Here is a 24,232-nt window from a genome sequence, read left to right as displayed (position 1 = left end):
CTGAGTTTATGGAGAAAGAGTGCAAGTCGCTATCAGGTCTATTAGAATTGCCATTAGTGCAACGCCGATAAGATGATGATGAATAACTTACCTGACACACCTGATTTGCGCATTTTACTGATCAAACTCCGCCATCATGGCGACATGTTGCTGACCACTCCCGTCATTGATTCGTTACGTCAAAAATGGCCGCAGGCGCAGATTGATGTCCTGCTGTATGAAGAAACGCGCGATATGCTCGCCGCGCATCCGGCAATCGGTACAATTTATGGAATCGATCGTAAATGGAAGCAACTGGGCACGCTGAAGCATCTTCAAAAAGAGTGGCAGTTGCTGTGTGCGTTAAGAAATCAGCATTATCATCTGGTGATTAACCTTGCCGATCAATGGCGTAGTGCAATTGTCACCCGCTTCACCGGTGCACCCGTTCGCCTCGGATTCGCGTTTAATAAACGCAACAGTGCATTTTGGCGTTTTTGTCACACCGATCTGGTCTCTGTTGCCGGCCACAAATCCCTGCATACAGTAGAACAAAACCTCTCTATTTTGTCGCCATTACCGGTCATACCGCAGCCTGCCGTCACCATGGCCTACACGGCAGAAGACTGGGATCATGCCCGTCAAAGACTGACGCAGAGCGGGGTGGACGAGAGCTACATCGTGATTCAGCCGACGTCCCGCTGGTTCTTTAAATGCTGGAGCGAAGACAAAATGGCGCAAACCATTACTGCACTGCAGCAGGATGGTCATACGGTTGTGCTCACCGCGGGGCCGGATAATAAAGAGCTGGCGATGATCGATCGCATTCTCGCTGCCACACCTAAGACCGGTGTCGTTTCGCTCGCGGGCCAGTTGACGCTGCGTCAACTGGCGTCGCTTATCGACCATGCCTCGCTGTTTATTGGTGTCGACTCCGTGCCGATGCATATGGCCGCCGCGCTGCAAACGCCCTGCGTGGCATTGTTTGGCCCATCAAAACTGACGTTCTGGTCGCCGTGGCAGGTTAAAGGGGAAGTGATCTGGGCAGGCGATTACGGCCCGCTACCCGATCCAGATGCCATTGATACCAGGACGAAAGAACGCTATCTCGACTCTATTCCCGTCGATGCTGTCGTCTCCGCCGCAAGGAGATACCTGTCATGAAACACCATCGCCTGGCCATTGTTCGCCAAAAATATCGCCCTGATGGCGGTGCGGAACGCTTCGTTTCGCGCGCCCTCACCGCGCTGAGTAATCAGAACCTTGAACTCAACGTCATCACGCGTGAGTGGCAGGGAGAGAAGCAAGACGACTGGCATATTCATATTTGCAACCCTCCAAAGTGGGGTCGCATCAGTCGTGAACGCGGATTTGCACATGCCGCGCGCGCGCTGTGGCAGGAACAGCAGTTTGATATTGTTCAAAGCCATGAGCGCATCCCAGGGTGTGATATCTATCGCGCGGGTGATGGGGTACATCGCCGCTGGCTGCTGCAGCGCGCGCGCATTTTACCCGCCTGGCGAGCGCAAATGCTGATGTATGACCGCTATCACCGCTACGTGATGCGTGCGGAACGGGAAATGTATCAGGCACCGGAGTTAAAAGCCGTAATTTGTAATGCGGAGATGATCAAACGCGAAATCGTTGAAGACTTTGATATTGACGCAAATAAAATTCATGTGATTTATAATTCAATTGATTCCAGCCGCTTCATTCCGGCCCAGGAGTCACAGCGTGCGATTTTGCGCCAACAATTTGGTTTACCAGCCGATGCGGTTGTGTTCTGTTTTGTAGGCTCAGGGTTTGAACGAAAAGGATTGGCCAGCGCCATACGCGCTATCGCGGGAACATCAGCCTGGCTGATTGTGGTTGGACAAGATAAAGCAGAACATCGTTATCGCGACCTCGCCCGCTCGTTAGGCTGCGAGGGGCAAATCCGTTTCCTGGGGATGCAAAAAGAAACTCTGCCTTTTTATCAGCTATCCGATGGTTTACTGTTGCCAACGCTGTATGATCCCTTTCCTAACGTCATTCTTGAAGCCATGGCCTGCGGCTTGCCCGTCATTACTTCAGAGAGTTGCGGTGGTGCAGAGTTTATTCAACAAGGCCAGAACGGATTTTATTGTGACGCACTTGATATCAATACATTGAAGGAAGCGGTAGCAGCCATCCCTTCTCTGGAAAAAAATAACAATATGGGACGAGCGGCACGTGAACGTATAAAAGACGCCACTCCCGAAAGACTGTCAAGTCAGCTTATTACGCTTTATCAAAAATTACTGGATTAAAAATGCGCATCCTAATGATTATTGATGGTTTACCCGGTGGAGGAGCCGAAAAAACGGTTCTTACACTCTCCCGCGGGTTAATAGAAATGGGGCATCAGGTCTCTCTATTCTCTCTGCGGAAAGTGTGCGACTACGCCATCCCGGAAGGCATCGATTATCAGGTTGTTCAGGACACATGTAAAAAACCGTGGCGAAAGCTGACGGAGATCCCACGCCGCGCCCAATTGCTGGATCAGGCGATTGAGCGGGCTGAACGCAGCGGCAAATTTGATGTGGTTTTCTCTCATCTGCACAAAACCGACCGCATTGTGGCGCACTGCCGCGCGCTGGAACGTGACAAAGTATGGTTTTGCGTGCATGGCATGTTCTCGTTCTCCTATCTTCGCCATCGCAGCGGACTTTCGCGCTGGTTTAAACATCTTAAAATTCGTCATACCTACGAAAACCGCAACGTTGTCGCCGTCTCAGGCGCCGTGTTGAAAGATCTTTCCGAGACGCTGGCACTCAATCTTCGACGCAAAGCGGTTATCCATAATCCTTTCGATATTCCTGAAATTCAGCGTCTGGCGGATGAACCCTTCGAGATGCAGGGAAAGGATTATATTATTCATGTTGGCCGCTTCCATGAGCACAAACGCCATGACCGTCTTTTACGTGCGTTCGCCCTGAGTAAAATTGACACAACGCTGGTCATGATGGGCAATGGTTCGGAAGCGCAAATTCAAAAACTCAAGCAGCTGGCTGTCGAGCTGGGTATTGAAAACAAAACGGTTTTCCGCCCGTTCGATTCCAATCCCTATCCCTGGATTAAAGGGGCACGCCTTTTAGTGTTAAGTTCTGACTGCGAAGGTTTTGGTAATGTGCTGGTTGAAGCCATTATCTGCCAGACGCCACCGGTCAGTACAAATTGCCCCGGAGGCCCCGCCGAAATACTTACCGGAGCCTTGGCACGCGGTCTGGCAGAGTTAAATGACGCGTCACTGGCAAAAACGCTGTCGGATATTTATACCGCCCCGCCGGTCGTTGGCGATGCAACCATCGCGTCGTTCGGCATCAGTGCCATTTGCCAGCAATATATTGCTCTGGTCGACAATCAAAAATAATCAGGTTTCTTATGCAAAATTCAGCCCCATTGTTGAGCGTGGTGGTTGCCGTTTATAACGGTGAAGCTTTCCTGGATCAGTTCTTTACCTGCCTTGTGAATCAACGCATCGACAGCATGGAAGTCATCATTGTCAATGACGGCTCTACTGACCGCTCGATGGAGATCGTCGAAAACTGGCGAGAAAAACTGCCGCAACTGCAGGTCATAGAACAACAAAACCAGGGCGTATCCATCGCGCGTAACACCGGTCTGGCCGTTGCGACGGGTCAATATCTCTCTTTCCCGGATATTGATGATGTCTTTAAACCCGGCATGTACCAGCACCTGCTCGATATGGCCGTCACGCAGGATCTGGACGTCGCCACCTGTAACGGGAACTACGTCTGGGAAAACAACAAGAAACCCTCGCGCCCTATCTTCCCTGAAGACAAACTGGCTTCGACAGGGGTCATGACGGGCCCAGCGTGGTTAAAAATGGCGCTGGATTCGCGTAAATTCCTTCACGTCACCTGGTTGAACATCTATCGCCACGACTTTATCCGTAAACACAGTTTCCATTTCGAACCCGGGCTGCGTCATCAGGATATCCCGTGGACCACCGAAGTGTTGCTCGCGGCAGAGCGGGTTCAGTACACCAGTGAGCGTTATTACGACTACTACATTCACTCTGCATCGGTGTCCCATATGCCGGACAATGACGACACGCTGATCCGCTCCGCGCGTCACTACATGAAAATCCTGCAGATGCTCGACGCCATCAATCAGCGTTACCCGGATAAAGTGAAAGGGATCCCCGCCTGCCACTGGCAAATTGCCAAAGAGGGGCTGGGAATTATTCATACCTTCGACAACATGAAGGATGAGAAGAAGAAATCAATGATTATTAAAGAGTTCTTCGAAAAAGGCATCTGGAAACTCATCTGGAAAAGTGCAAAAAGTCCGCGTCTGCGCTGGCGGCTGGGTCGACGTTATTTCCGTTTGAAACGGTATCTGGCATAAGAGATAGCTTTACCTGGCCTAAATGCTTAGAATTTGCCCGCCGAAACTAAAAAAACGGATAATCGCTTGGAATTGTTGTATACCGCTCTGCTGTACATCATTCAGCCACTGGTGTGGCTGAGACTGTTGCTTCGTAGCCGGAAAGCGCCTGCGTATCGTAAACGCTGGGCTGAACGCTACGGCTTCTGCCGCAATAAAGTCGTACCGGACGGTATTTTGCTGCATTCCGTTTCTGTCGGTGAGACGCTGGCGGCGATCCCGCTGGTTCGCGCCCTGCGTCACCGCTACCCGTCGCTGCCAATCACCGTCACGACGATGACGCCAACCGGCTCGGAGCGCGCGTTATCCGCTTTCGGCAAAGACGTGCAGCACGTCTATCTGCCTTACGATCTACCCTGCGCCATGAATCGTTTCCTCAACACCGTGCGCCCGAAGCTGGTGATTGTGATGGAAACCGAACTGTGGCCGAACATGATTTCCGCTCTGCATGCCCGTAAAATCCCGCTGGTAATTGCCAACGCGCGCCTCTCAGAGCGCTCGGCGAAGGGTTACGGCAAGCTGGGTAAATTTATGCGCCGCCTGCTAAGCAAAATTACCCTGATTGCGGCGCAGAATGAAGAAGATGCGGCGCGCTTCATCGCGCTAGGCCTGAAACGCAACCAGCTTGCGGTAACGGGCAGCCTTAAATTCGATATTTCCGTCACGCCTGAACTCGCCGCCCGTGCGATCACACTGCGTCGCCAGTGGGCCCCGCGTCGTCAGGTCTGGATTGCGACCAGTACCCATGATGGCGAAGAAGAGATCATCCTGCAGGCTCACCGCAAGCTGCTGGAAAAATTCCCTGATTTACTGCTGATCCTCGTGCCTCGCCATCCGGAGCGTTTTAAGGATGCCCGTGAAATGGTGCAGAAAGGCGGCTTCAGCTTCACGCTGCGCAGCAGCGGTGAAATCCCTTCCGGCAGCACCCAGGTCGTGATTGGCGATACGATGGGCGAACTGATGTTGCTGTACGGCATTGCAGACCTCGCGTTTGTCGGTGGCAGCCTGGTCGAGCGCGGCGGTCATAACCCGCTGGAGCCGGCAGCCCATGCCATTCCGGTACTGATGGGGCCGCACACGTTTAACTTCAAAGATATCTGCGCGAAATTACAGCAGGCCGATGGTTTAATTACCGTGACCGATGCGGATTCGGTGGTTAAAGAGGTATCGACCCTTCTGACTGACGAAGATTATCGCCTGTGGTACGGGCGTCATGCCGTCGAAGTGCTGCACCAGAACCAGGGCGCACTGACCCGACTGCTGCAGCTTCTGCAACCTTATCTGCCCCAGCGGAGCCACTAATGTCTAAGCGTCTGTCGGTCGTGATGATCGCCAAAAACGCCGCGGACCTGCTTCCGGACTGCCTGGCCTCCGTCGCCTGGGCTGACGAAATTGTCCTGCTCGACTCCGGAAGTACGGACAACACGGTGGACGTTGCCCGGACAGCAGGCGCAAAAGTCTTTGTCAACGCTGCCTGGCAAGGCTACGGCATCCAGCGCCAGCGCGCGCAGGGGTATGCCACTGGTGATTATGTCCTGATGCTCGATACCGACGAGCGCATCACGCCAGAACTTCAGCAGGCCATTCAGGCAGTGCTTTCTTCGCCCCAGCCTGGCGCCGTATACAGCATTGCCCGCCGCAACTACTTCCTTGGCCGATTTATGCGCCACAGCGGCTGGTATCCTGACCGCGTGATGCGCCTTTACGAGCGCGAGCGGTATCAGTACAACGATAATCTGGTCCATGAATCCCTGAGCTGCAATAGCGCACAGGTCATCCCCCTGACGGGCGATTTGCTGCACCTGACCTGCCGTGATTTCGGGAGCTTCCAGCGTAAACAGCTCAACTATGCCACCGCATGGGCGCAGGAGCGCCACCAGCGCGGCAAGAAAGCCTCGCTGACGGGTATCTTCACCCACACGCTGGGCGCGTTCCTGAAAACACTGCTGCTACGTGGTGGCGTGCTGGACGGTAAGCAGGGCTGGTTACTCGCGGTAGTGAATGCCCAGTATACTTTCAACAAATACACCGAGCTGTGGGCGCTCTGCCGCGGCTACTCAGAGAAAACGTGAGCCATGAGCACAAAAGCGATTTATCCGGGTACCTTCGATCCGATCACCAACGGTCATCTTGATATTATCACCCGTGCGGCGTGTATGTTCGACAAGGTGATCCTGGCCATTGCCGCCAGCCCCAGTAAAAAGCCGATGTTTGACCTCAACGAGCGCGTACAGCTCGCCAGCGATGCCATTTCGCACCTGCCGAATGTTGAGGTGGTAGGGTTTAGCGACCTGATGGCTAACTTCGCCCGCGCTCAGCAGGCAAACATTCTGATCCGTGGTTTACGCGCGGTGGCAGACTTCGAGTATGAGATGCAGCTGGCGCACATGAATCGCCACCTGATGCCGGAGCTGGAAAGCGTATTCCTGATGCCCTCCAAAGAATGGTCGTTTATCTCTTCCACGCTGGTAAAAGAGGTGGCGCGTCATCACGGCGATGTCACCCATTTCCTGCCGACTAACGTCCACCAGGCATTGATGGATAAGCTAAAGTAACCTTATTTCTGGCACTGACGGCAGTAGAACGTGGCGCGCTGGGCGTGCTTCGTTGCTATAACTGGCGTACCGCAGACTCTGCACGGTTCGCCTTTGCGGCCGTACACCTGCAGCTCCTGGGCAAAATAACCCGGCTTGCCGTCACTTTGCAGGAAGTCCTTCAGCGTTGTCCCGCCCTGCTCAATCGAGCGCAGCAGTACCGCTTTAATCACTCTCACCAGCAGCTCGCACTCCTGCGCCGACAACGAAGAGGCCAGCCGATCGGGATGGATCCCGGCCGCAAACAGCGATTCGCTGGCGTAGATATTCCCCACGCCGACCACCAGCTTGTTATCCATCAGCCACGGCTTAATCGGGCTTTTCTTCTTTGCACACTTCGCCTTGAGGTATTCCGCGTTAAACCCGTCGGAGAGCGGCTCCGGGCCCAGATGCGCCAGCACGTTATGCCCTTCCAGCTCCTTCGTCCACAGCCACGCGCCAAAGCGCCGTGGGTCGGTGTAACGGAGCACTTTGCCGTTGCTCATCACCAGATCGACGTGGTCGTGCTTTTCCGCAGGCAGTTCCTCGGTAAGAATGCGCAGGCTCCCGGACATCCCCAGGTGGATAATAATCCAGCCGTCGGGCAGCTCCAGCAGCAGATATTTCGCGCGGCGCTGTACGCTTAGGACGGGTTTATCGCTCAGGGCATGGATCTCATCGGACACCGGCCAGCGCAGTCGTCCATTGCGGACCACCGCGTGAAGAATCGTCGCGCCGACCAGATGGGGCTCAATGCCGCGACGGCTGGTTTCTACCTCAGGTAATTCAGGCATGTTTCCTCCGTTGAGATACAGAATGCAAAAAACCCCGCAGTTGCGGGGTTTTTCGATACAAGGAGACTAAAATTATTTGATTTTAGCTTCTTTGTACAGTACGTGCTGGCGTACAACTGGATCGAATTTTTTCAGTTCCAGTTTTTCCGGCTTAGTACGTTTGTTCTTCGTGGTGGTGTAGAAGTGACCTGTACCAGCAGAAGAAACCAGCTTGATTTTCTCGCGAATACCTTTAGCCATGATTTATTTCCTCTTTAAGTACTTAGTACTTTTCGCCACGGGCACGCAGTTCGGACAGAACTGTATCGATGCCTTTCTTATCGATTACACGCATACCTTTAGCAGATACGCGCAGGGTGACAAAACGCTTCTCGCTCTCAACCCAGAAACGGTGAGAGTGCAGGTTCGGCAGGAAACGGCGTTTAGTCGCGTTCAGTGCGTGGGAACGGTTGTTACCGGTCACCGGACGCTTGCCAGTAACTTGGCAGACTCGGGACATGTCTATTCTCCAAAAATCAAATTAGCTCGAGCTTCGTATGGGGTATCGGCGCCTCGTCAGGCTTTACAGCCCGGTCATCGCATAGTTCTAAGTGAACTCTCGATTGCCAGGCCCAAATGCCAAACCCGAGATTCTCAAAGGTGGCGTAGTATACGCTGACTCGGCGGTGTGCTCAAGTCCCGAACAGACAAAGATCCCGATGGATCGCGAGAAATAGCCTAAATCCAGCCATGTTCTGCGAAAGAAATGTACTCACCGCGGCCAATTATCAGATGGTCCAGCACACGAATGTCCATGAATTGACAGCATTTGATAATGCGTTCGGTGATTTCTTTGTCCGCTCTGCTCGGTTCTGCACAGCCAGAGGGGTGATTATGCGCGAGGATCACGCCCGCTGCATTCACTTTTATCGCTTCCCGCACAATTTCACGCGGATGCACCTCAACGTGACTCAATGTGCCCGCAAAGAGACAGCTATGTTTCAGCACCCGATTTCTGTTATCGACAAAGATCACCATAAAGATCTCGCGTTCAATATCGGTTAACTGGCTTTGCAGGAATTCACGCGTCATTTCTGGCGTCAGGATCGGATCTTCCTTCTCCATGCGGGCATTATAAAAACGACGGGCAAGTTCAGCTATGCCTCTCAGCTGGGCATATTTCGCCACGCCGATCCCCTCAACGTGCTTAAACTGCGCCAGATCGGCGGTCAGTAAACCGTACAGCGAACCGAAATGTGCTATTAGCTCTTTTGCCAGCGTAAATACCGTTTTTCCGGGCGTTCCGGTACGTAAAAAGAGCGCCAGCAGTTCATCGTCTTTTAACAGGGTGACGCCATAGCGCAGCAGTTTTTCGCGCGGCAATAGCTGTTCATCATCTTCTTCCATGCTCTTTCTCCCTTTTTTAACCTCATGCTGCCACAGGCCAATCCGTCGCTCGACGACCACATTGCGTTCTTGCGTAGCGCCTCGCAAAGTGGCCGAAGGACAAAATCACCCCACTTTGGGGATTGTGATAAAATGCCCGCTCTCTGGTGAAACCCAACAGGAAAGAATCATAATGAGCCTGGCCGGTAAAAAAATCGTTCTTGGCGTGAGCGGCGGCATTGCTGCTTATAAAGCGCCGGAGCTAGTGCGTCGTCTGCGCGAGCGCGGGGCTGACGTGCGAGTCGCGATAACCGAAGGCGGTAAAGCCTTTATCACGCCCCTGAGCCTGCAGGCGGTTTCAGGGTACCCGGTATCTGACAGCCTGCTTGATCCGGCCGCCGAAGCCGCGATGGGCCATATTGAGCTTGGGAAATGGGCAGATCTGGTTATCCTTGCCCCCGCCACAGCGGATTTAATCGCTCGGGTTGCAGCCGGTATGGCAAACGACCTGGTATCCACCATTTGTCTGGCCACGCCTGCACCTGTTGCCGTCGTGCCTGCCATGAACCAGCAGATGTACCGCAACGCGGCCACCCAGCACAATCTCGAGACGCTGGCCTCACGCGGCCTGCTTATCTGGGGTCCGGACAGCGGCAGCCAGGCCTGCGGTGACGTTGGCCCGGGCCGCATGCTTGATCCGCTGACGATTGTTGATATGGCCGCAGCCCATTTTTCGCCTGTCAACGATCTGCAACATCTCAACATCATGATTACCGCGGGCCCCACTCGTGAGCCGCTGGATCCGGTGCGCTATATCACCAACCACAGCTCCGGCAAAATGGGCTTCGCGATTGCCGCCGCCGCTGCAAGGCGTGGCGCGAACGTCACGCTGGTGAGCGGCCCGGTATCGCTACCTACCCCTGCGTTTGTGAAGCGAATTGACGTGACTACCGCGCTGGAGATGGAAGCCGCCGTGCAGGCACATGCGCAAAGCCAGCAGATTTTTATCGGCTGTGCGGCCGTTGCAGACTATCGTGCCGAGACGATCGCCGAGGCTAAAATTAAAAAGCAAGGCGATGAATTAACACTAAAAATGGTGAAAAACCCGGACATTGTTGCCGGCGTCGCCGCACTAAAAAGCCATCGTCCTTACGTTGTTGGGTTTGCCGCAGAAACAAATAATGTGGAAGAATATGCCCGACAAAAACGTACCCGCAAAAACCTCGATTTGATTTGCGCGAACGACGTATCGCTGGCCACACAAGGATTTAACAGCGACAGCAACGCACTGCACCTTTTCTGGCAGGATGGAGATAAAGTCTTACCGCTTGAGCGCAAGGAACTCCTGGGCCAACAATTACTCGACGAGATCGTTACCCGTTATGATGAAAAAAATCGACGTTAAGATTCTGGACCCGCGTGTTGGCAAGCAATTCCCGCTGCCAACCTATGCCACCTCCGGCTCTGCCGGACTTGACCTGCGCGCCTGTCTCGATGACGCCGTAGAACTGGCTCCGGGTGCCACTACCCTGGTTCCAACTGGCCTGGCCATTCACATTGCTGACCCGTCTCTGGCCGCGGTGATCCTGCCGCGTTCCGGCTTGGGCCATAAGCACGGCGTTGTGCTGGGTAACCTGGTCGGCCTGATTGACTCCGACTACCAGGGTCAGCTGATGGTCTCCGTCTGGAACCGCGGTCAGGACAGCTTCACCATTGAACCGGGCGAGCGTATCGCCCAGATGGTCTTTGTACCGGTGGTACAGGCAGAATTTAACCTGGTGGCAGACTTTGATGCCACCGACCGTGGCGAAGGCGGCTTCGGCCATTCCGGGCGCAAATAACGACCCGAAAGACACGTATCTCACAGCGTCATAATGCAATAACAAACCGCAAACGCCAGTTTGCGGCCGTTGTGTGGATGCCAGCCTGGCAAGTGCTTATTTTCAGGGGTATTTTGTAACATGGCAGAAAAACAAACCGCGAAAAGGAATCGTCGCGAAGAAATACTTCAATCTCTGGCTCTGATGCTTGAATCCAGCGATGGCAGTCAACGCATCACCACCGCTAAACTGGCCGCCTCTGTAGGCGTGTCTGAGGCGGCGCTGTACCGTCATTTTCCGAGCAAGACCCGGATGTTCGACAGTCTGATCGAGTTTATCGAAGACAGCCTGATCACGCGCATCAACCTGATTATGAAAGATGAAAAAGACACGTCCGCGCGTCTGCGTCTGATTGTGCTGTTAATCCTGGGCTTCGGTGAACGCAATCCGGGCTTAACCCGTATCCTCACTGGTCACGCGCTGATGTTTGAGCAGGACAGACTGCAGGGCCGCATTAACCAGCTTTTCGAACGTATTGAAGCGCAGTTGCGCCAGGTACTACGCGAAAAGAAAATGCGTGAAGGTGAAGGATACAGCATTGATGAAACGCTGCTGGCGAGCCAGATTCTTGCGTTTTGTGAAGGGATGCTTTCCCGCTTTGTGCGCAGCGAGTTCAAATATCGTCCAACGGACGATTTTGACGCCCGCTGGCCGTTAGTGGCAGCACAATTACAGTAACGCCATCGCCGGATGGCGGCTTCGCCTTATCCGGCCTACGAACTGGTAGGCCCGGTAAGCTTAGCGCCACCGGGTAAATCATTTACACCCCGAACTCTTCCCGGTACGCACGTACCGCTGCAAGATGGTCCGCCATCTCAGGCTTCTCTTCCAGATACGCAATCAAGTCTTTCAGGGTGATAATCGACGTCACTTTACAGTTGTAATCGCGCTCAACTTCCTGAATAGCGGAAATTTCACCGCGACCACGCTCCTGACGATCCAGAGAAATCAACACGCCAGCAAGCGTCGCACCGTTGGCCTGAATAATCTCCATCGATTCGCGGATCGCTGTACCTGCGGTGATCACGTCATCGACCAGCATGACGCGGCCCTGCAGCGCGCTGCCAACCAGATTCCCGCCTTCACCGTGGGTTTTAGCCTCTTTGCGGTTAAAGCAGTACGGTACGTCGCGGTCATGGTGTTCCGCCAGCGCCACCGCGGTGGTGGTCGCAATCGGAATGCCTTTATAGGCCGGGCCAAACAGCAGGTCAAAATCAATCCCGGAATCCACCAGCGCTTCGGCATAGAAACGGCCTAACAGTGCCAGATCGCGCCCGGTATTAAACAGCCCGGCGTTGAAGAAATAGGGACTTTTACGCCCGGATTTCAGCGTAAACTCGCCAAACTTAAGTACCTGCTTGTTAAGCGCAAACTCAATAAACTGGCGCTGATACGATTTCATGGATTTGCTCCTTTGGTTTTTCTGTCTTACAGGCAAAAAAAAGGCGACTCATTGGTCGCCTTTAAAATCAATTTTCTAACGCCGCTTTCTGCGTCGTTACAATGGACTCGATTCCCCCTCGGGCCAACGCCAGCAGGGAGAGAAGCTCTTCGTGGGTGAATGGCTCGCCTTCTGCCGTGCCCTGCACCTCAATGATGCGACCGTCTTCGGTCATCACCACGTTCATGTCGGTTTCGGCTGCAGAATCTTCAACATATTCCAGATCGCAAAGCGCTTCGCCGTTAACGATACCTACAGAAACCGCCGCAACCATGCCTTTCATTGGGTTGGTTTTCAGCTTACCGGCAGCAACCAGCTTATTCAGGGCATCGGCCAGCGCTACGCAGGCACCGGTAATCGACGCGGTACGAGTGCCGCCGTCTGCCTGAATCACGTCGCAGTCCAGCGTGATGGTGAATTCACCGAGGATTTTCAGGTCAACGGCGGCGCGAAGCGAACGCGCGATCAGACGCTGAATCTCCATGGTACGCCCGCCCTGCTTACCCTTTGCCGCTTCACGGGCATTACGGGTATGGGTCGCACGCGGCAGCATGCCGTATTCTGCGGTGATCCAGCCCTGGCCCTGACCTTTCAGGAAGCGCGGAACGCCTTCTTCGATGGAGGCGGTGCACAGAACTTTAGTGTCACCAAACTCAACCAGCACGGAGCCTTCAGCGTGTTTTGTATAGTTACGGGTCAGGGTGACGGGACGCACCTGATTGGCGCTACGGCCTGATGGACGCATGATGGATTCTCCGGCTTGAAACGAATGTGGCTGCGCATTATACGGATAAAGGACGCTTATTCCTATCCTGAGAAGCCCCCGAAAGCTATAATCCCCCCATCTCTCCTTTAAAAACGGGAATGTCTATGATCCGCAGTATGACCGCCTACGCCCGGCGTGAAATCAAGGGTAGCTGGGGCAGCGCCACATGGGAAATGCGCTCGGTAAACCAGCGTTACCTGGAAACGTATTTCCGTATGCCGGAGCAGTTCCGCAGCCTTGAGCCTGTCGTACGTGAACGTATCCGTACGCGTCTGACGCGCGGGAAAGTGGAATGTAACCTGCGCTTTGAGCCCGATGCCAGCGCACAGGGCGAGCTCATCCTCAACGAAAAACTGGCAAAACAGCTCGTGAATGCGGCGAACTGGGTCAAAATGCAGAGCGATGAAGGCGAAATCAACCCGGTTGATATTCTTCGCTGGCCTGGCGTCATGGCCGCCGGTGAGCAGGATCTGGATGCCATTGCCGCTGAAATCCTGGCAGCCCTCGACGGCACGCTCGACGACTTTATCGTTGCCCGCGAAACCGAAGGTCAGGCGCTGAAAGCGATGATTGAGCAGCGCCTTGAAGGCGTAAGCACCGAAGTAGCCAAAGTCCGCACCCATATGCCAGAAGTGCTGCAATGGCAGCGCGAGCGTCTTGTCGCCAAACTGGAAGAAGCGGAAGTTCAGCTGGAAAACACCCGTCTGGAACAAGAGCTGGTGCTGATGGCGCAGCGTATTGATGTCGCTGAAGAACTGGACCGTCTGGAAGCGCACGTTAAAGAAACCTACAACATTCTGAAGAAAAAGGAAGCTGTAGGCCGCCGTCTGGACTTTATGATGCAGGAGTTCAACCGCGAGTCGAACACCCTGGCGTCTAAATCGATCAATGCAGAAGTGACGAATTCAGCGATTGAGCTGAAAGTGCTGATTGAGCAGATGCGCGAGCAAATCCAGAATATCGAGTAATGCCTTTCGGGTGGTGTCGGCCACACCACCCATTACTATTTCTAATCCATATCAACGTCCGTTTCTACGCTTTACCGCCTACCATCAAGCCTAACAAAGATAAATAGATAAAAATTTATAGGGCAAACTGACTCGCCTTAGAAAATTTCAATCGTGATCTTGCGCACAAATCGCTAACCTCCCCGCGTTCACACCGGAGGGTATATGCTGCTTCACATCCTTTATCTTATTGGCATCACCGCAGAAGCCATGACCGGCGCTCTTGCCGCCGGACGTCGCCGTATGGACACCTTCGGCGTAATTATTATTGCTACCGCGACCGCGCTGGGCGGCGGTTCCGTGCGCGATATCCTGCTTGGCCATTACCCGCTCGGCTGGGTTAAACACCCTGAGTACGTGATTATCGTGGCGACGGCTGCTGTGTTAACTACCATCGTGGCGCCCGTTATGCCCCATCTTCGTCGCCTGTTCCTGGTGCTTGATGCGCTGGGGCTGGTCGTCTTTTCGATCATCGGTGCGCAAATTGCGCTCGATATGGGGGAAGGACCGGTTATCGCCACCATTGCTGCCGTGGTTACGGGCGTATTCGGTGGTGTACTGCGCGATATGTTCTGCAAACGCATCCCCCTGGTCTTTCAAAAAGAGCTGTATGCCGGCATATCCTTCGCCGCAGCGGTGCTTTATATCGCCCTGCAGCATTACGTTTCGAACCATGATGTGGTGGTCATCTCGACGCTGCTGTTTGGCTTTACGGCCCGCATGCTGGCGCTACGTCTGAAGCTCGGGCTGCCCGTTTTTCACTACAAGCACAGCGCACACTAGCTTCAGAACCCGTTGATGTGCTGTTCAGCGAGCCATTTCGCCAGCACATCAATCTGAGGCGCGTTCATCCAGTTAACAATTTGTCGCGCTTTTTCCTCTCCCGTTCCCGGCAGGGTCTGCCAGTCCTTTGCGTTGCGCCCGCTCATCTTCTGCCAGGATATGTCTCCCATCGCCTTCAGCGAGGCCTGCGTCAATGGCACACCCATTGCCATGAGCCAGCGGATAAACGGCTTCTCGCGCACCAGATTAAATCGGTGCCAGATCGCCATCCCGCGCGCTGAGGAAAAACCCGGTGTAGCCTGCAGCTGCGCCTGCGTTAATAACAGCCATGAAAAGAGATGTTCAAAATGATGCGCCTGCCAAAGGGTCCGCCAGCCTGTCTCGCCTACCCCATCAATATCAAGTACCTGCTTTGAACTGAGCCAGGTCAGCCTGGCAAAGAACTGATCCATACACTCCGGCGAAGCATAGAAACAGCTCAGAGCATGATAACGCGAGGCTGGAGGCTCTGGTTTATGCCTGTCCGTCCCGCGCCAGAGCACCTTATCAAACCGGGGGATACCCTGCCCGGCAAGGCTGATCTGTATCTGATCCCCCGGGGCAATATCCAGCCTCTGCCAGCGCCCAACCGAACCCAGACTCACACGCTGCACCTGTTTATCATCCAGCTGCACAGGTTCCAGCGCTGCTACAACGGAAATTTTGCCTGTTCTCCCCACGGAAAAATGAATATCACTCACCTCCGCAACCTGGGCTACAGGAGGATATTTCCATGCGACAATCCAGTTGCCTTCTCCAGGCAACCAGCCTTCGCCCGCGGGTTCATCCTCCGAACGCACCACAATACCATCCGTGGCAAAGGGTAATGCGGTCACGTGCCAGGCCGCGCGCTGTTTTTCGACGGCATCAACAGATTCGGCGGGTAGCGTGTACCGTGCCGACAGCGTAAAACCGGCCTGAGATAGTTCAGCTAAAGATGTCTGCATATCTTTCGGTCCGTCCGGCCAGGCCCAGATGAATACGCCTATCTTGCTCAATAGCGAGTTATCCTTTTGCCGCATCATCGCCCCCGCCACCTTTGCGCGAGCGTTCATTCCGCCCATCTGCTGCTGAATGTGGTTGTCGCGCAACCAGAAAAGCTCGCCCTGTAAGACGCTATTCGCCAGCTTGCCGGTGAGCTTTTGTGGAACTGACGGGACTAAACGCACCTTCCCGGTCCAGTCTTCCCCTTTCAGACCATCACCGCGACTGATGGCCTGGGTTAACTTTCCGTCACGATAGACCAGCGTCACCGCCACACCGTCAACCTTCGGCTGCAGCCACAAATGCGGTCGGGCACGCATCCACTGCCTCAGTTCCTCTTTGCTGGCCACCTTATGCACGCCCGTGTGAGCAACAGGATGTTTTACGCTCCCCGTCAGCGCGGGGAGTTTCTCTTCTGAAGGTTTACTGCCAAAACAGCGCTGCCACTGCGTTAACCGCCCGTGAAGCTGGTCGTAAACCTCGTCGTTGATCTCGCTCACGCCCTGCTTCCAGTAAGCCTCATCCCAGCGTTTGATTTGCGCGCTTAACGACGCCATCTCTTTCTCAGCTTTTGCCTGCGACCACACCGGACACACCGCCGTGCCATAGCCACACCACAACAGCATTAACCCGCCTATCCATCGCCACATCGCTATCCCTCCTTTGCATTGCAGGAGGTATACCCGGTTGCCTGAAACAACGCTAACGGCATCGTTTTACAATGCGAGAGGCTATCCGGTATTTCTTTTGATTGCTGAAAACCACAGATAAAACCTGAAAACGGTACGCAAAATTCAATAATCCAGGGGAAAAAGTGTGACAAAGGCTACGTCACGGTGCGCCGACGTGTATAATAAGCCCGTATGTAGGACTTCTTCGTTAACACATACAAAAGACTCTCATGGCTCAAGGCACGCTTTATATTGTTTCTGCCCCTAGTGGCGCGGGTAAATCCAGCCTTATTCAGGCACTGTTAAAAACCCAACCGTTGTACGACACGCAGGTTTCTGTTTCGCACACCACGCGAGCGCCGCGTCCGGGTGAAGTGCACGGTGAACACTATTTCTTTGTGGATCACGACGAATTCAGAGCGATGATAGGCAGAGACGCGTTTCTTGAACACGCTGAAGTATTCGGTAATTACTACGGTACCTCGCGTGAAACCATTGAGCAGGTTCTGGCCACGGGCGTGAATGTGTTCCTGGATATCGACTGGCAGGGCGCACAGCAAATTCGTAAGAAAATGCCTGACTCGCGCAGTATCTTTATTTTACCGCCATCGAAAGATGAGCTGGATCGCCGCCTGCGTGGCCGCGGTCAGGACAGCGAAGAAGTGATCACAAAGCGTATGGAACAGGCTGTTGCAGAAATGAGCCATTACGCGGAATATGATTACCTTATTGTGAATGATGATTTTGATGCCGCATTGAGCGATCTCAAAACCATTCTTCGTGCAGAACGTCTGCGTATGAGCCGCCAGAAGCAGCGACATGACGCATTAATCACCAAACTGTTGGCAGACTGAACCCACTTTCAGTATCATGCCCAGTCATTTCTTCACCTGTGGAGCATTTTAAGTATGGCACGCGTAACTGTTCAGGACGCTGTAGAGAAAATTGGTAACCGTTTTGACCTGGTGCTGGTCGCCGCGCGTCGCGCTCGTCAGATGCAGGTAGGCGGTAAAGATCCGCTGGTACCGGAAGAAAACGATAAAACCACCGTTATTGCACTTCGCGAAATCGAAGAAGGTCTGATCAACAACCAGATCCTCGACGTGCGTGAGCGCCAGGAGCAGCAAGAGCAGGAAGCCGCAGAACTGCAGGCCGTAACCGCTATTGCTGAAGGTCGTCGTTAATTAAACCTGCGGGTCGCCCTTGTATCTGTTTGAAAGCCTGAATCAACTGATTCAAACCTACCTGCCTGAAGATCAGATTAAGCGTCTTCAGCAGGCGTATCTCGTTGCACGTGACGCTCACGAGGGCCAGACACGTTCAAGCGGTGAACCCTATATCACGCACCCGGTAGCGGTGGCCTGTATTCTGGCCGAGATGAAACTCGACCACGAAACGCTGATGGCCGCTCTGCTGCATGACGTGATCGAAGATACCCCTGCCACTTATCAGGACATGGAACAGCTGTTTGGCAAAAGCGTTGCCGAACTGGTGGAAGGGGTATCTAAGCTTGATAAGCTTAATTTCCGCGACAAGAAAGAGGCGCAAGCCGAAAACTTCCGCAAGATGATTATGGCGATGGTGCAGGATATCCGCGTCATTCTCATCAAACTCGCTGACCGTACCCACAACATGCGCACGCTGGGCTCGCTTCGCCCGGATAAACGTCGCCGCATTGCCCGTGAAACCCTCGAAATCTACAGTCCGCTGGCGCACCGTTTAGGTATTCATCACATTAAAACCGAGCTGGAAGAGCTGGGTTTTGAAGCGTTATACCCGAACCGCTATCGCGTGATTAAAGAGGTGGTGAAAGCCGCACGCGGTAACCGTAAAGAGATGATTCAAAAAATCCTCTCTGAAATCGAAGGGCGCTTACAGGAAGCGGGAATTCCGTGCCGCGTCAGCGGTCGCGAGAAACATCTGTACTCCATCTACTGCAAAATGGTGCTCAAAGAGCAGCGTTTTCACTCGATCATGGATATCTACGCCTTCCGCGTCATTGTCCACGACTCGGACACCTGCTATCGCGTGCTGGGGCAGATGCACAGCCTCTACAAACCGCGTCCGGGGCGCATGAAAGATTACATCGCCATTCCAAAAGCGAACGGCTATCAATCTTTACACACCTCGATGATCGGGCCACACGGTGTGCCTGTTGAGGTGCAGATTCGCACCGAAGACATGGACCAGATGGCAGAAATGGGTGTTGCCGCACACTGGGCGTATAAAGAGCACGGTGGCGAAAGCAGCACGACCGCACAAATCCGCGCCCAGCGCTGGATGCAGAGCCTGCTGGAGCTTCAGCAGAGTGCGGGTAGCTCGTTTGAATTTATCGAGAGCGTTAAATCCGATCTCTTCCCGGATGAGATTTACGTTTTCACCCCAGAAGGTCGCATTGTCGAACTGCCTGCAGGCGCAACGCCGGTCGACTTCGCTTACGCCGTGCATACCGATATCGGGCATGCCTGCGTCGGTGCGCGTGTCGACAGACAGCCTTATCCTCTGTCTCAGCCGCTTTCCAGCGGCCAGACGGTGGAAATTATTACCGCACCGGGCGCACGTCCGAACGCGGCCTGGCTGAACTTTGTCGTGAGCTCCAAAGCGCGCGCCAAAATTCGCCAGCTGCTGAAAAACCTCAAGCGTGATGATTCCGTCAGCCTGGGGCGTCGTCTGCTCAACCACGCGTTGGGCGGCAGCCGTAAGCTGGCTGAAATTCCGCAGGAGAACGTCCAGCGTGAGCTGGAGCGTATGAAGCTCGCTTCGCTTGATGACCTGCTGGCAGAGATTGGCCTCGGCAACGCCATGAGCGTGGTGGTGGCGAAGAACCTGCAGCAGGGCGACACGACAGCCGTTCCTGCAACGACGCAAAGCCACGGCCACCTGCCGATTAAAGGCGCGGACGGGGTGCTGATCACCTTCGCTAAATGCTGCCGTCCAATTCCTGGTGACCCGATTATTGCGCACGTCAGCCCGGGCAAAGGGCTGGTTATCCACCACGAGTCCTGTCGTAACATTCGAGGCTACCAGAAAGAAGCCGAGAAATTTATGGCGGTCGAGTGGGATAAAGAGACCGCACAGGAATTTATCACCGAAATTAAGGTGGATATGTTCAACCATCAGGGTGCCCTGGCGAACCTGACGGCAGCGATAAACACGGCCTCTTCCAACATTCAGAGTCTGAATACGGAAGAAAAAGATGGTCGCGTGTACAGCGCCTTCATTCGTCTGACCGCCCGCGACCGCGTGCATCTGGCGAATATTATGCGCAAGATCCGCGTCATGCCGGACGTGATTAAAGTCACCCGAAACCGAAACTAGGTTTATGAATTCACAACGTTATGCACGTATCTGCGAAATGCTCGCCAGGCGTCAGCCTGACCTGACGGTCTGCATGGAGCAGGTGCATAAACCTCATAACGTTTCTGCCATCGTCCGTACTGCAGATGCCGTCGGTGTGCATGAAGTGCACGCCGTCTGGCCGGACGGCCGTATGCGCAATACGGTTTCGGCGGCGGCAGGCAGCAACAGCTGGGTATCTGTCAAAAATCATCACACCATTGGCGAAGCCGTATCGCACCTGAAAGGGCGCGGGATGCAGATCCTGGCCACTAACCTGTCCGCTAAAGCCGTGGATTTCCGCGAGATCGACTACACCCGCCCGACCTGCATTTTGATGGGTCAGGAGAAAACCGGGATCACCCAGGAAGCGCTGGATCTGGCGGATCGGGACATCATTATTCCGATGATCGGCATGGTCCAGTCTCTCAACGTCTCCGTGGCGTCCGCGCTCATTCTGTATGAAGCGCAGCGCCAGCGTCAAAACGCCGGGATGTACGAGCGCAGCAACAGCATGCTGCCGGAAGAGGAACAGCAGCGCCTGCTGTTTGAAGGTGGTTATCCGGTGCTGGCCCGCGTTGCGAAGCAGAAAAAATTGCCTTACCCCCACGTCAACGCGCAGGGCGAAATTGAAGCCGATGCCGAGTGGTGGGCCACCATGCAGTACGCCGGGTAAGCGATGAAAGGCCGCCTGCTGGATGCAATTCCGCTTAACAGCCTGACGGGCGTGGGCGCGGCGCAAAGCAATAAGTTGGCAAAAATTGGCCTGCATACCGTGCAGGATCTCCTGCTTCACCTCCCCCTGCGCTATGAAGACCGCACCCAGCTCTACAAGATTGGCGATCTGCTGCCCGCCATTTACGCCACCGTTGAAGGCGAAGTCCTGAACTGCAACATCACCTTCGGCGGACGCCGGATGATGACCTGTCAGATCAGCGACGGTACCGGCATTCTCACCATGCGATTTTTCAACTTTAGCGCGGCGATGAAGAACAGCCTGGCGACGGGTCGCAGGGTGCTGGCCTATGGCGAAGCCAAACGCGGGAAATACGGCGCAGAGATGATCCACCCGGAGTACCGCGTACAGGGCGATCTCAGCACGCCGGAGCTGCAGGAGACGCTCACCCCGGTTTACCCGACGACGGAAGGCATCAAGCAGGCGACACTGCGTAAGCTCACCGATCAGGCGCTGGAGCTGCTGGATACCTGCGCCATTACCGAGCTGCTGCCGCCAGAGCTGGCGCAGGGGATGATGAGCCTGCCCGAGGCGCTGCGCACCCTGCACCGCCCGCTGCCAACGCTGCAGCTCAGCGATTTAGAAAGCGGCAAACACCCCGCCCAACGGCGTCTTATCCTTGAGGAATTACTGGCCCATAACCTGAGCATGCTGGCGCTTCGCGCGGGCGCGCAGCGTTTCCACGCTCAGCCGTTAAGCCAGAATGATGCGCTCAAAGATAAGCTGCTGGCCTCGCTGCCGTTTAAGCCCACCGGCGCGCAGGCGCGCGTCACCGCCGAAATCGAACGCGATATGGCGCTCGACGTGCCGATGATGCGCCTGGTGCAGGGCGACGTCGGTTCCGGTAAAACGCTGGTTGCCGCCCTGGCTGCCCTGCGCGCGATTGCCCACGGCAAACAGGTCGCGCTGATGGCGCCGACCGAATTGCTGGCCGAACAGCATGCCAACAATTTCCGTGCCTGGTTTGCACCGCTGGGGATTGAAGTGGGCTGGCTCGCCGGGAAGCAAAAAGGCAAAGCACGCCTTGCGCAACAGGAAGCGATTGCCAGTGGACAGGTGCAGATGATTGTCGGCACGCACGCCATCTTCCAGGAGCAGGTGCAGTTTAACGGTCTTGCGCTGGTGATTATCGACGAGCAGCACCGCTTCGGTGTACATCAGCGTCTGGCATTATGGGAGAAAGGTCTGCAGCAGGGCTTCCACCCGCATCAGCTGATCATGACCGCCACGCCTATTCCGCGTACCCTGGCGATGACCGCCTACGCCGATCTGGATACCTCTACCATCGATGAACTGCCGCCGGGCCGTACGCCGGTCACAACGGTTGCCATTCCTGACACACGCCGCAGCGATATCATCGACCGGGTGCGCAACGCCTGCACCCACGAAGGACGTCAGGCCTACTGGGTCTGTACGCTGATAGAAGAGTCAGAACTGCTGGAAGCGCAGGCTGCCGAAGCAACGTGGGAAGAGCTTAAGCTGGCGCTGCCGGAGCTGAACGTTGGTCTGGTTCACGGACGCATGAAGCCCGCTGAAAAACAGGCGGTGATGCAGTCGTTTAAGCAGGGTGAGCTGCATTTGCTGGTCGCGACGACGGTCATTGAAGTAGGCGTGGACGTTCCGAACTCCAGCCTGATGATCATCGAAAACCCGGAGCGCCTGGGCCTTGCCCAGCTCCACCAGCTGCGCGGACGCGTTGGACGTGGCGCGGTAGCGTCCCACTGCGTCCTGCTCTACAAAGCTCCGCTCTCGAAAACCGCCCAGATGCGGTTGCAGGTGCTGCGCGACAGCAACGACGGGTTTGTGATTGCGCAAAAAGACCTGGAGATCCGCGGCCCCGGTGAACTGCTCGGCACGCGTCAGACGGGGAACGCCGAATTTAAAGTGGCGGATTTGCTGCGCGATCAGGCCATGATCCCCGAAGTTCAGCGCCTCGCTCGCCACATTCATGAACGCTACCCCGAACAGGCGGCAGCGTTAATTGAGCGCTGGATGCCGGAAACCGAGCGGTATTCCAATGCCTGATCTCAGGCAAATATCGGCAGCATCAGATACAGCTTGATCACCAGCGCGTTGACGATATCAATGAAGAAGGCGCCAACCATCGGGACCACCAGAAACGCCATGTGCGATGGCCCGAACCGTTCGGTGATCGCCTGCATATTGGCGATAGCCGTTGGAGTAGCCCCCAGACCAAACCCGCAGTGACCCGCCGCCAGTACCGCCGCATCGTAGTTTCTGCCCATCATGCGCCAGGTAACGAACATGGCGTACAACGCCATAAACAGGGTCTGCACCGCCAGAATCGCCACCATCGGCAGCGCCAGCGAGGCCAGCTCCCATAGCTTGAGGCTCATCAGCGCCATCGCCAGGAACAGCGACAGGCAGACGTTGCCGAGCACCGATACCGCCCGTTCAAACACGCGGTAGAAGCCCATCAGCGCCAGACCGTTGCTCAGGATCACCCCAATAAATAGCACGCAGACAAACGTCGGCAGTTCAAACGCGGAGCCCGCCAGCCATTGCGCAACCACTTTGCCCACGGTCAGACAGATGGCGATCATCGCGATGGTTTCAATCAGCACCAGCGAGGTAATGCTGCGTCCGACGTCTGGCTTTTCGAAGGCGGTCGGCACCATTTCATCGTCCGGCCTGCCGTTCGGCGTAGCGGAGTGCTTCACCAGATAACGCGCTACCGGGCCGCCAATCAGGCCCCCCAGCACCAGGCCAAAGGTAGCACAGGCCATCGCCACTTCTGTCGCGTTTTCAAACCCGTAGCGTTCGATGAATAGCTTGCTCCACGCGGCCCCGGTTCCGTGACCACCCGAAAGGGTTATCGACCCCGCCAGCAGACCCATCAGCGGATCGAGCCCCAGCAGCGTTGCCATGCCGATGCCAATGGCGTTTTGCATCAGCAGCAGCCCCACCACCACAACCAGGAATACGCCGAGCACCTTACCGCCCGAGCGCAGGCTCGCCAGATTGGCGTTCAGGCCGATAGTGGCAAAGAAGGCCAGCATCAGCGGGTCTTTCAGGGACATATCAAAATCAATTTCCCAGCCCATGCTTTTTTTCAGTATCAGCAGGGCGAGCGCCACCAGCAGGCCACCGGCGACGGGTTCAGGGATGGTGTACTTTTTCAGAAAGGAAACGCTGTGTACCAGCTTGCGACCAAGCAGAAGAACCAGCGTTGCGGCAACAAGGGTCGACAACGTATCGAGATGAATCATAAAAGGCTCCTGTTATGCGCGTGTTCCATACGCACGCGGCGTTATCCTGGGCCGGTTTGCGCTCGTCATGAGCTCCCGGCGCAAAAAGTGTAATTTTTTTTCCCGATGCGTTGTAGAAAACCTGTTCACAGCGGCATATTTTCTTCCCTTTTTTTGCTGGCAATCGTTTGCTTTTACCAGATGGTCAGATAAAATGCCCGCTTTTCCACCGTGGGAT

The 24,232-nt window shown here is 55.0% G+C and carries 25 protein-coding genes; 17 read left to right on the top strand and 8 right to left on the bottom strand.

Going from position 1 to position 24,232, the window contains the following annotated elements; all coding sequences use genetic code 11:
- Nucleotides 1-72: 72 nt before the first annotated feature.
- From rfaQ to coaD, 7 genes are all read left to right on the top strand, one after another.
- Nucleotides 73-1,143, top strand: a complete 1,071-nt coding sequence (gene rfaQ / locus KGP24_RS00840) for a putative lipopolysaccharide heptosyltransferase III (RefSeq protein WP_223562061.1) — start codon at nucleotides 73-75, stop codon at nucleotides 1,141-1,143.
- Nucleotides 1,140-2,267 (top strand): glycosyltransferase family 4 protein, encoded by a 1,128-nt coding sequence (locus KGP24_RS00835; protein WP_223562060.1) that lies wholly within the window; start codon nucleotides 1,140-1,142, stop codon nucleotides 2,265-2,267. The genes rfaQ and KGP24_RS00835 overlap by 4 nt, the downstream gene beginning before the upstream one ends.
- A gap of 2 nt (nucleotides 2,268-2,269) precedes the next feature.
- Entirely contained in the window at nucleotides 2,270-3,370 is a 1,101-nt protein-coding gene (locus KGP24_RS00830; RefSeq protein WP_223562059.1) for a glycosyltransferase, read from the top strand.
- A gap of 11 nt (nucleotides 3,371-3,381) precedes the next feature.
- Complete coding sequence (locus tag KGP24_RS00825; RefSeq protein WP_223562058.1) at nucleotides 3,382-4,371, top strand: glycosyltransferase; 990 nt, start codon at nucleotides 3,382-3,384, stop codon at nucleotides 4,369-4,371.
- Nucleotides 4,372-4,437: 66 nt separating this feature from the next.
- A complete protein-coding gene (gene waaA, locus KGP24_RS00820) occupies nucleotides 4,438-5,712 on the top strand; it encodes a lipid IV(A) 3-deoxy-D-manno-octulosonic acid transferase (RefSeq protein ID WP_032661923.1) in 1,275 nt (424 codons plus the stop codon).
- Entirely contained in the window at nucleotides 5,712-6,482 is a 771-nt protein-coding gene (locus KGP24_RS00815) for a glycosyltransferase family 2 protein (protein ID WP_223562057.1), read from the top strand. The genes waaA and KGP24_RS00815 overlap by 1 nt, the downstream gene beginning before the upstream one ends.
- 3 nt (nucleotides 6,483-6,485) lie before the next feature.
- Nucleotides 6,486-6,965, top strand: a complete 480-nt coding sequence (gene coaD / locus KGP24_RS00810; RefSeq protein WP_223562056.1) for a pantetheine-phosphate adenylyltransferase — start codon at nucleotides 6,486-6,488, stop codon at nucleotides 6,963-6,965.
- A gap of 2 nt (nucleotides 6,966-6,967) precedes the next feature.
- On the opposite strand, the gene mutM is transcribed toward coaD, so the two are convergent.
- The 4 genes from mutM to radC all read right to left on the bottom strand — a co-directional run bounded on the left by mutM (nucleotide 6,968) and on the right by radC (nucleotide 9,163).
- Nucleotides 6,968-7,777: a bifunctional DNA-formamidopyrimidine glycosylase/DNA-(apurinic or apyrimidinic site) lyase gene (gene mutM, locus KGP24_RS00805; RefSeq protein WP_214580231.1), complete on the bottom strand. Its 810-nt coding sequence runs from the start codon at nucleotides 7,775-7,777 to the stop codon at nucleotides 6,968-6,970.
- A 72-nt stretch (nucleotides 7,778-7,849) separates the two neighbouring features.
- Entirely contained in the window at nucleotides 7,850-8,017 is a 168-nt protein-coding gene (rpmG, locus tag KGP24_RS00800; RefSeq protein ID WP_003024094.1) for a 50S ribosomal protein L33, read from the bottom strand.
- A gap of 22 nt (nucleotides 8,018-8,039) precedes the next feature.
- Nucleotides 8,040-8,276 carry a 50S ribosomal protein L28 gene (rpmB, locus tag KGP24_RS00795; protein WP_002436699.1) on the bottom strand — a complete coding sequence of 79 codons (237 nt, stop codon included), beginning with the start codon at nucleotides 8,274-8,276 and terminating at the stop codon, nucleotides 8,040-8,042.
- Nucleotides 8,277-8,494: 218 nt separating this feature from the next.
- A complete protein-coding gene (gene radC / locus KGP24_RS00790) occupies nucleotides 8,495-9,163 on the bottom strand; it encodes a DNA repair protein RadC (protein WP_223562055.1) in 669 nt (222 codons plus the stop codon).
- A gap of 172 nt (nucleotides 9,164-9,335) precedes the next feature.
- Between radC and coaBC the strand changes: the two genes are divergently transcribed.
- The 3 genes from coaBC (at nucleotide 9,336) to slmA (ending at nucleotide 11,700) form a co-directional block, all read left to right on the top strand.
- Nucleotides 9,336-10,547: a bifunctional phosphopantothenoylcysteine decarboxylase/phosphopantothenate--cysteine ligase CoaBC gene (gene coaBC, locus KGP24_RS00785; RefSeq protein WP_087823747.1), complete on the top strand. Its 1,212-nt coding sequence runs from the start codon at nucleotides 9,336-9,338 to the stop codon at nucleotides 10,545-10,547.
- Nucleotides 10,525-10,983 (top strand): dUTP diphosphatase, encoded by a 459-nt coding sequence (gene dut / locus KGP24_RS00780; protein WP_223562054.1) that lies wholly within the window; start codon nucleotides 10,525-10,527, stop codon nucleotides 10,981-10,983. Before coaBC ends, dut begins: the two co-directional genes overlap by 23 nt.
- A gap of 120 nt (nucleotides 10,984-11,103) precedes the next feature.
- The gene (gene slmA, locus KGP24_RS00775; RefSeq protein ID WP_223562053.1) at nucleotides 11,104-11,700 is read left to right on the top strand and encodes a nucleoid occlusion factor SlmA; all 597 of its coding nucleotides are present in this window, start codon (nucleotides 11,104-11,106) and stop codon (nucleotides 11,698-11,700) included.
- Nucleotides 11,701-11,782: 82 nt separating this feature from the next.
- Here slmA and pyrE read toward each other — a convergent pair whose 3' ends face one another.
- Both pyrE and rph read right to left on the bottom strand, forming a co-directional pair.
- Nucleotides 11,783-12,424, bottom strand: coding sequence for an orotate phosphoribosyltransferase (pyrE, locus tag KGP24_RS00770; RefSeq protein ID WP_028017854.1), 642 nt, complete (start codon nucleotides 12,422-12,424; stop codon nucleotides 11,783-11,785).
- A gap of 67 nt (nucleotides 12,425-12,491) precedes the next feature.
- A complete protein-coding gene (rph, locus tag KGP24_RS00765) occupies nucleotides 12,492-13,208 on the bottom strand; it encodes a ribonuclease PH (protein WP_223562052.1) in 717 nt (238 codons plus the stop codon).
- A 125-nt stretch (nucleotides 13,209-13,333) separates the two neighbouring features.
- On the opposite strand from rph, the gene KGP24_RS00760 reads away from it, so the two are divergent.
- Together KGP24_RS00760 and KGP24_RS00755 are read left to right on the top strand one after the other, a co-directional pair.
- Nucleotides 13,334-14,197: a YicC/YloC family endoribonuclease gene (locus tag KGP24_RS00760; protein ID WP_023309886.1), complete on the top strand. Its 864-nt coding sequence runs from the start codon at nucleotides 13,334-13,336 to the stop codon at nucleotides 14,195-14,197.
- 204 nt (nucleotides 14,198-14,401) lie between these two features.
- Complete coding sequence (locus tag KGP24_RS00755) at nucleotides 14,402-15,019, top strand: trimeric intracellular cation channel family protein (protein ID WP_023345196.1); 618 nt, start codon at nucleotides 14,402-14,404, stop codon at nucleotides 15,017-15,019.
- Nucleotides 15,020-15,021: 2 nt separating this feature from the next.
- Here KGP24_RS00755 and ligB read toward each other — a convergent pair whose 3' ends face one another.
- Nucleotides 15,022-16,692, bottom strand: a complete 1,671-nt coding sequence (ligB, locus tag KGP24_RS00750) for an NAD-dependent DNA ligase LigB (RefSeq protein WP_223562051.1) — start codon at nucleotides 16,690-16,692, stop codon at nucleotides 15,022-15,024.
- A gap of 251 nt (nucleotides 16,693-16,943) precedes the next feature.
- Here ligB and gmk point away from each other — a divergent pair, with 251 nt between their 5' ends.
- Genes gmk through recG form a run of 5 tightly spaced genes read left to right on the top strand, consistent with a single transcriptional unit; the run spans nucleotide 16,944 to nucleotide 22,810 of the window.
- Complete coding sequence (gmk, locus tag KGP24_RS00745; protein ID WP_223562050.1) at nucleotides 16,944-17,567, top strand: guanylate kinase; 624 nt, start codon at nucleotides 16,944-16,946, stop codon at nucleotides 17,565-17,567.
- Between the two features lie 54 nt (nucleotides 17,568-17,621).
- Nucleotides 17,622-17,897, top strand: a complete 276-nt coding sequence (gene rpoZ / locus KGP24_RS00740; protein WP_000135058.1) for a DNA-directed RNA polymerase subunit omega — start codon at nucleotides 17,622-17,624, stop codon at nucleotides 17,895-17,897.
- 19 nt (nucleotides 17,898-17,916) lie between these two features.
- Entirely contained in the window at nucleotides 17,917-20,031 is a 2,115-nt protein-coding gene (gene spoT, locus KGP24_RS00735) for a bifunctional GTP diphosphokinase/guanosine-3',5'-bis pyrophosphate 3'-pyrophosphohydrolase (protein WP_047347514.1), read from the top strand.
- 4 nt (nucleotides 20,032-20,035) lie between these two features.
- The gene (trmH, locus tag KGP24_RS00730; RefSeq protein ID WP_024906644.1) at nucleotides 20,036-20,725 is read left to right on the top strand and encodes a tRNA (guanosine(18)-2'-O)-methyltransferase TrmH; all 690 of its coding nucleotides are present in this window, start codon (nucleotides 20,036-20,038) and stop codon (nucleotides 20,723-20,725) included.
- A gap of 3 nt (nucleotides 20,726-20,728) precedes the next feature.
- On the top strand, nucleotides 20,729-22,810 hold the full coding sequence (gene recG / locus KGP24_RS00725) for an ATP-dependent DNA helicase RecG (RefSeq protein ID WP_223562049.1): 2,082 nt from the start codon (nucleotides 20,729-20,731) through the stop codon (nucleotides 22,808-22,810).
- 2 nt (nucleotides 22,811-22,812) lie between these two features.
- On the opposite strand, the gene gltS is transcribed toward recG, so the two are convergent.
- Nucleotides 22,813-24,015, bottom strand: a complete 1,203-nt coding sequence (gene gltS / locus KGP24_RS00720) for a sodium/glutamate symporter (protein ID WP_223562048.1) — start codon at nucleotides 24,013-24,015, stop codon at nucleotides 22,813-22,815.
- Nucleotides 24,016-24,232 lie beyond the last annotated feature (217 nt).

The organism is Enterobacter sp. JBIWA008 (assembly GCF_019968765.1).
Lineage (GTDB): Bacteria > Pseudomonadota > Gammaproteobacteria > Enterobacterales > Enterobacteriaceae > Enterobacter.
The sequence above is the reverse complement of the archived record's forward strand: the minus strand, read 5'-3'. Positions and strand labels throughout refer to the sequence as shown.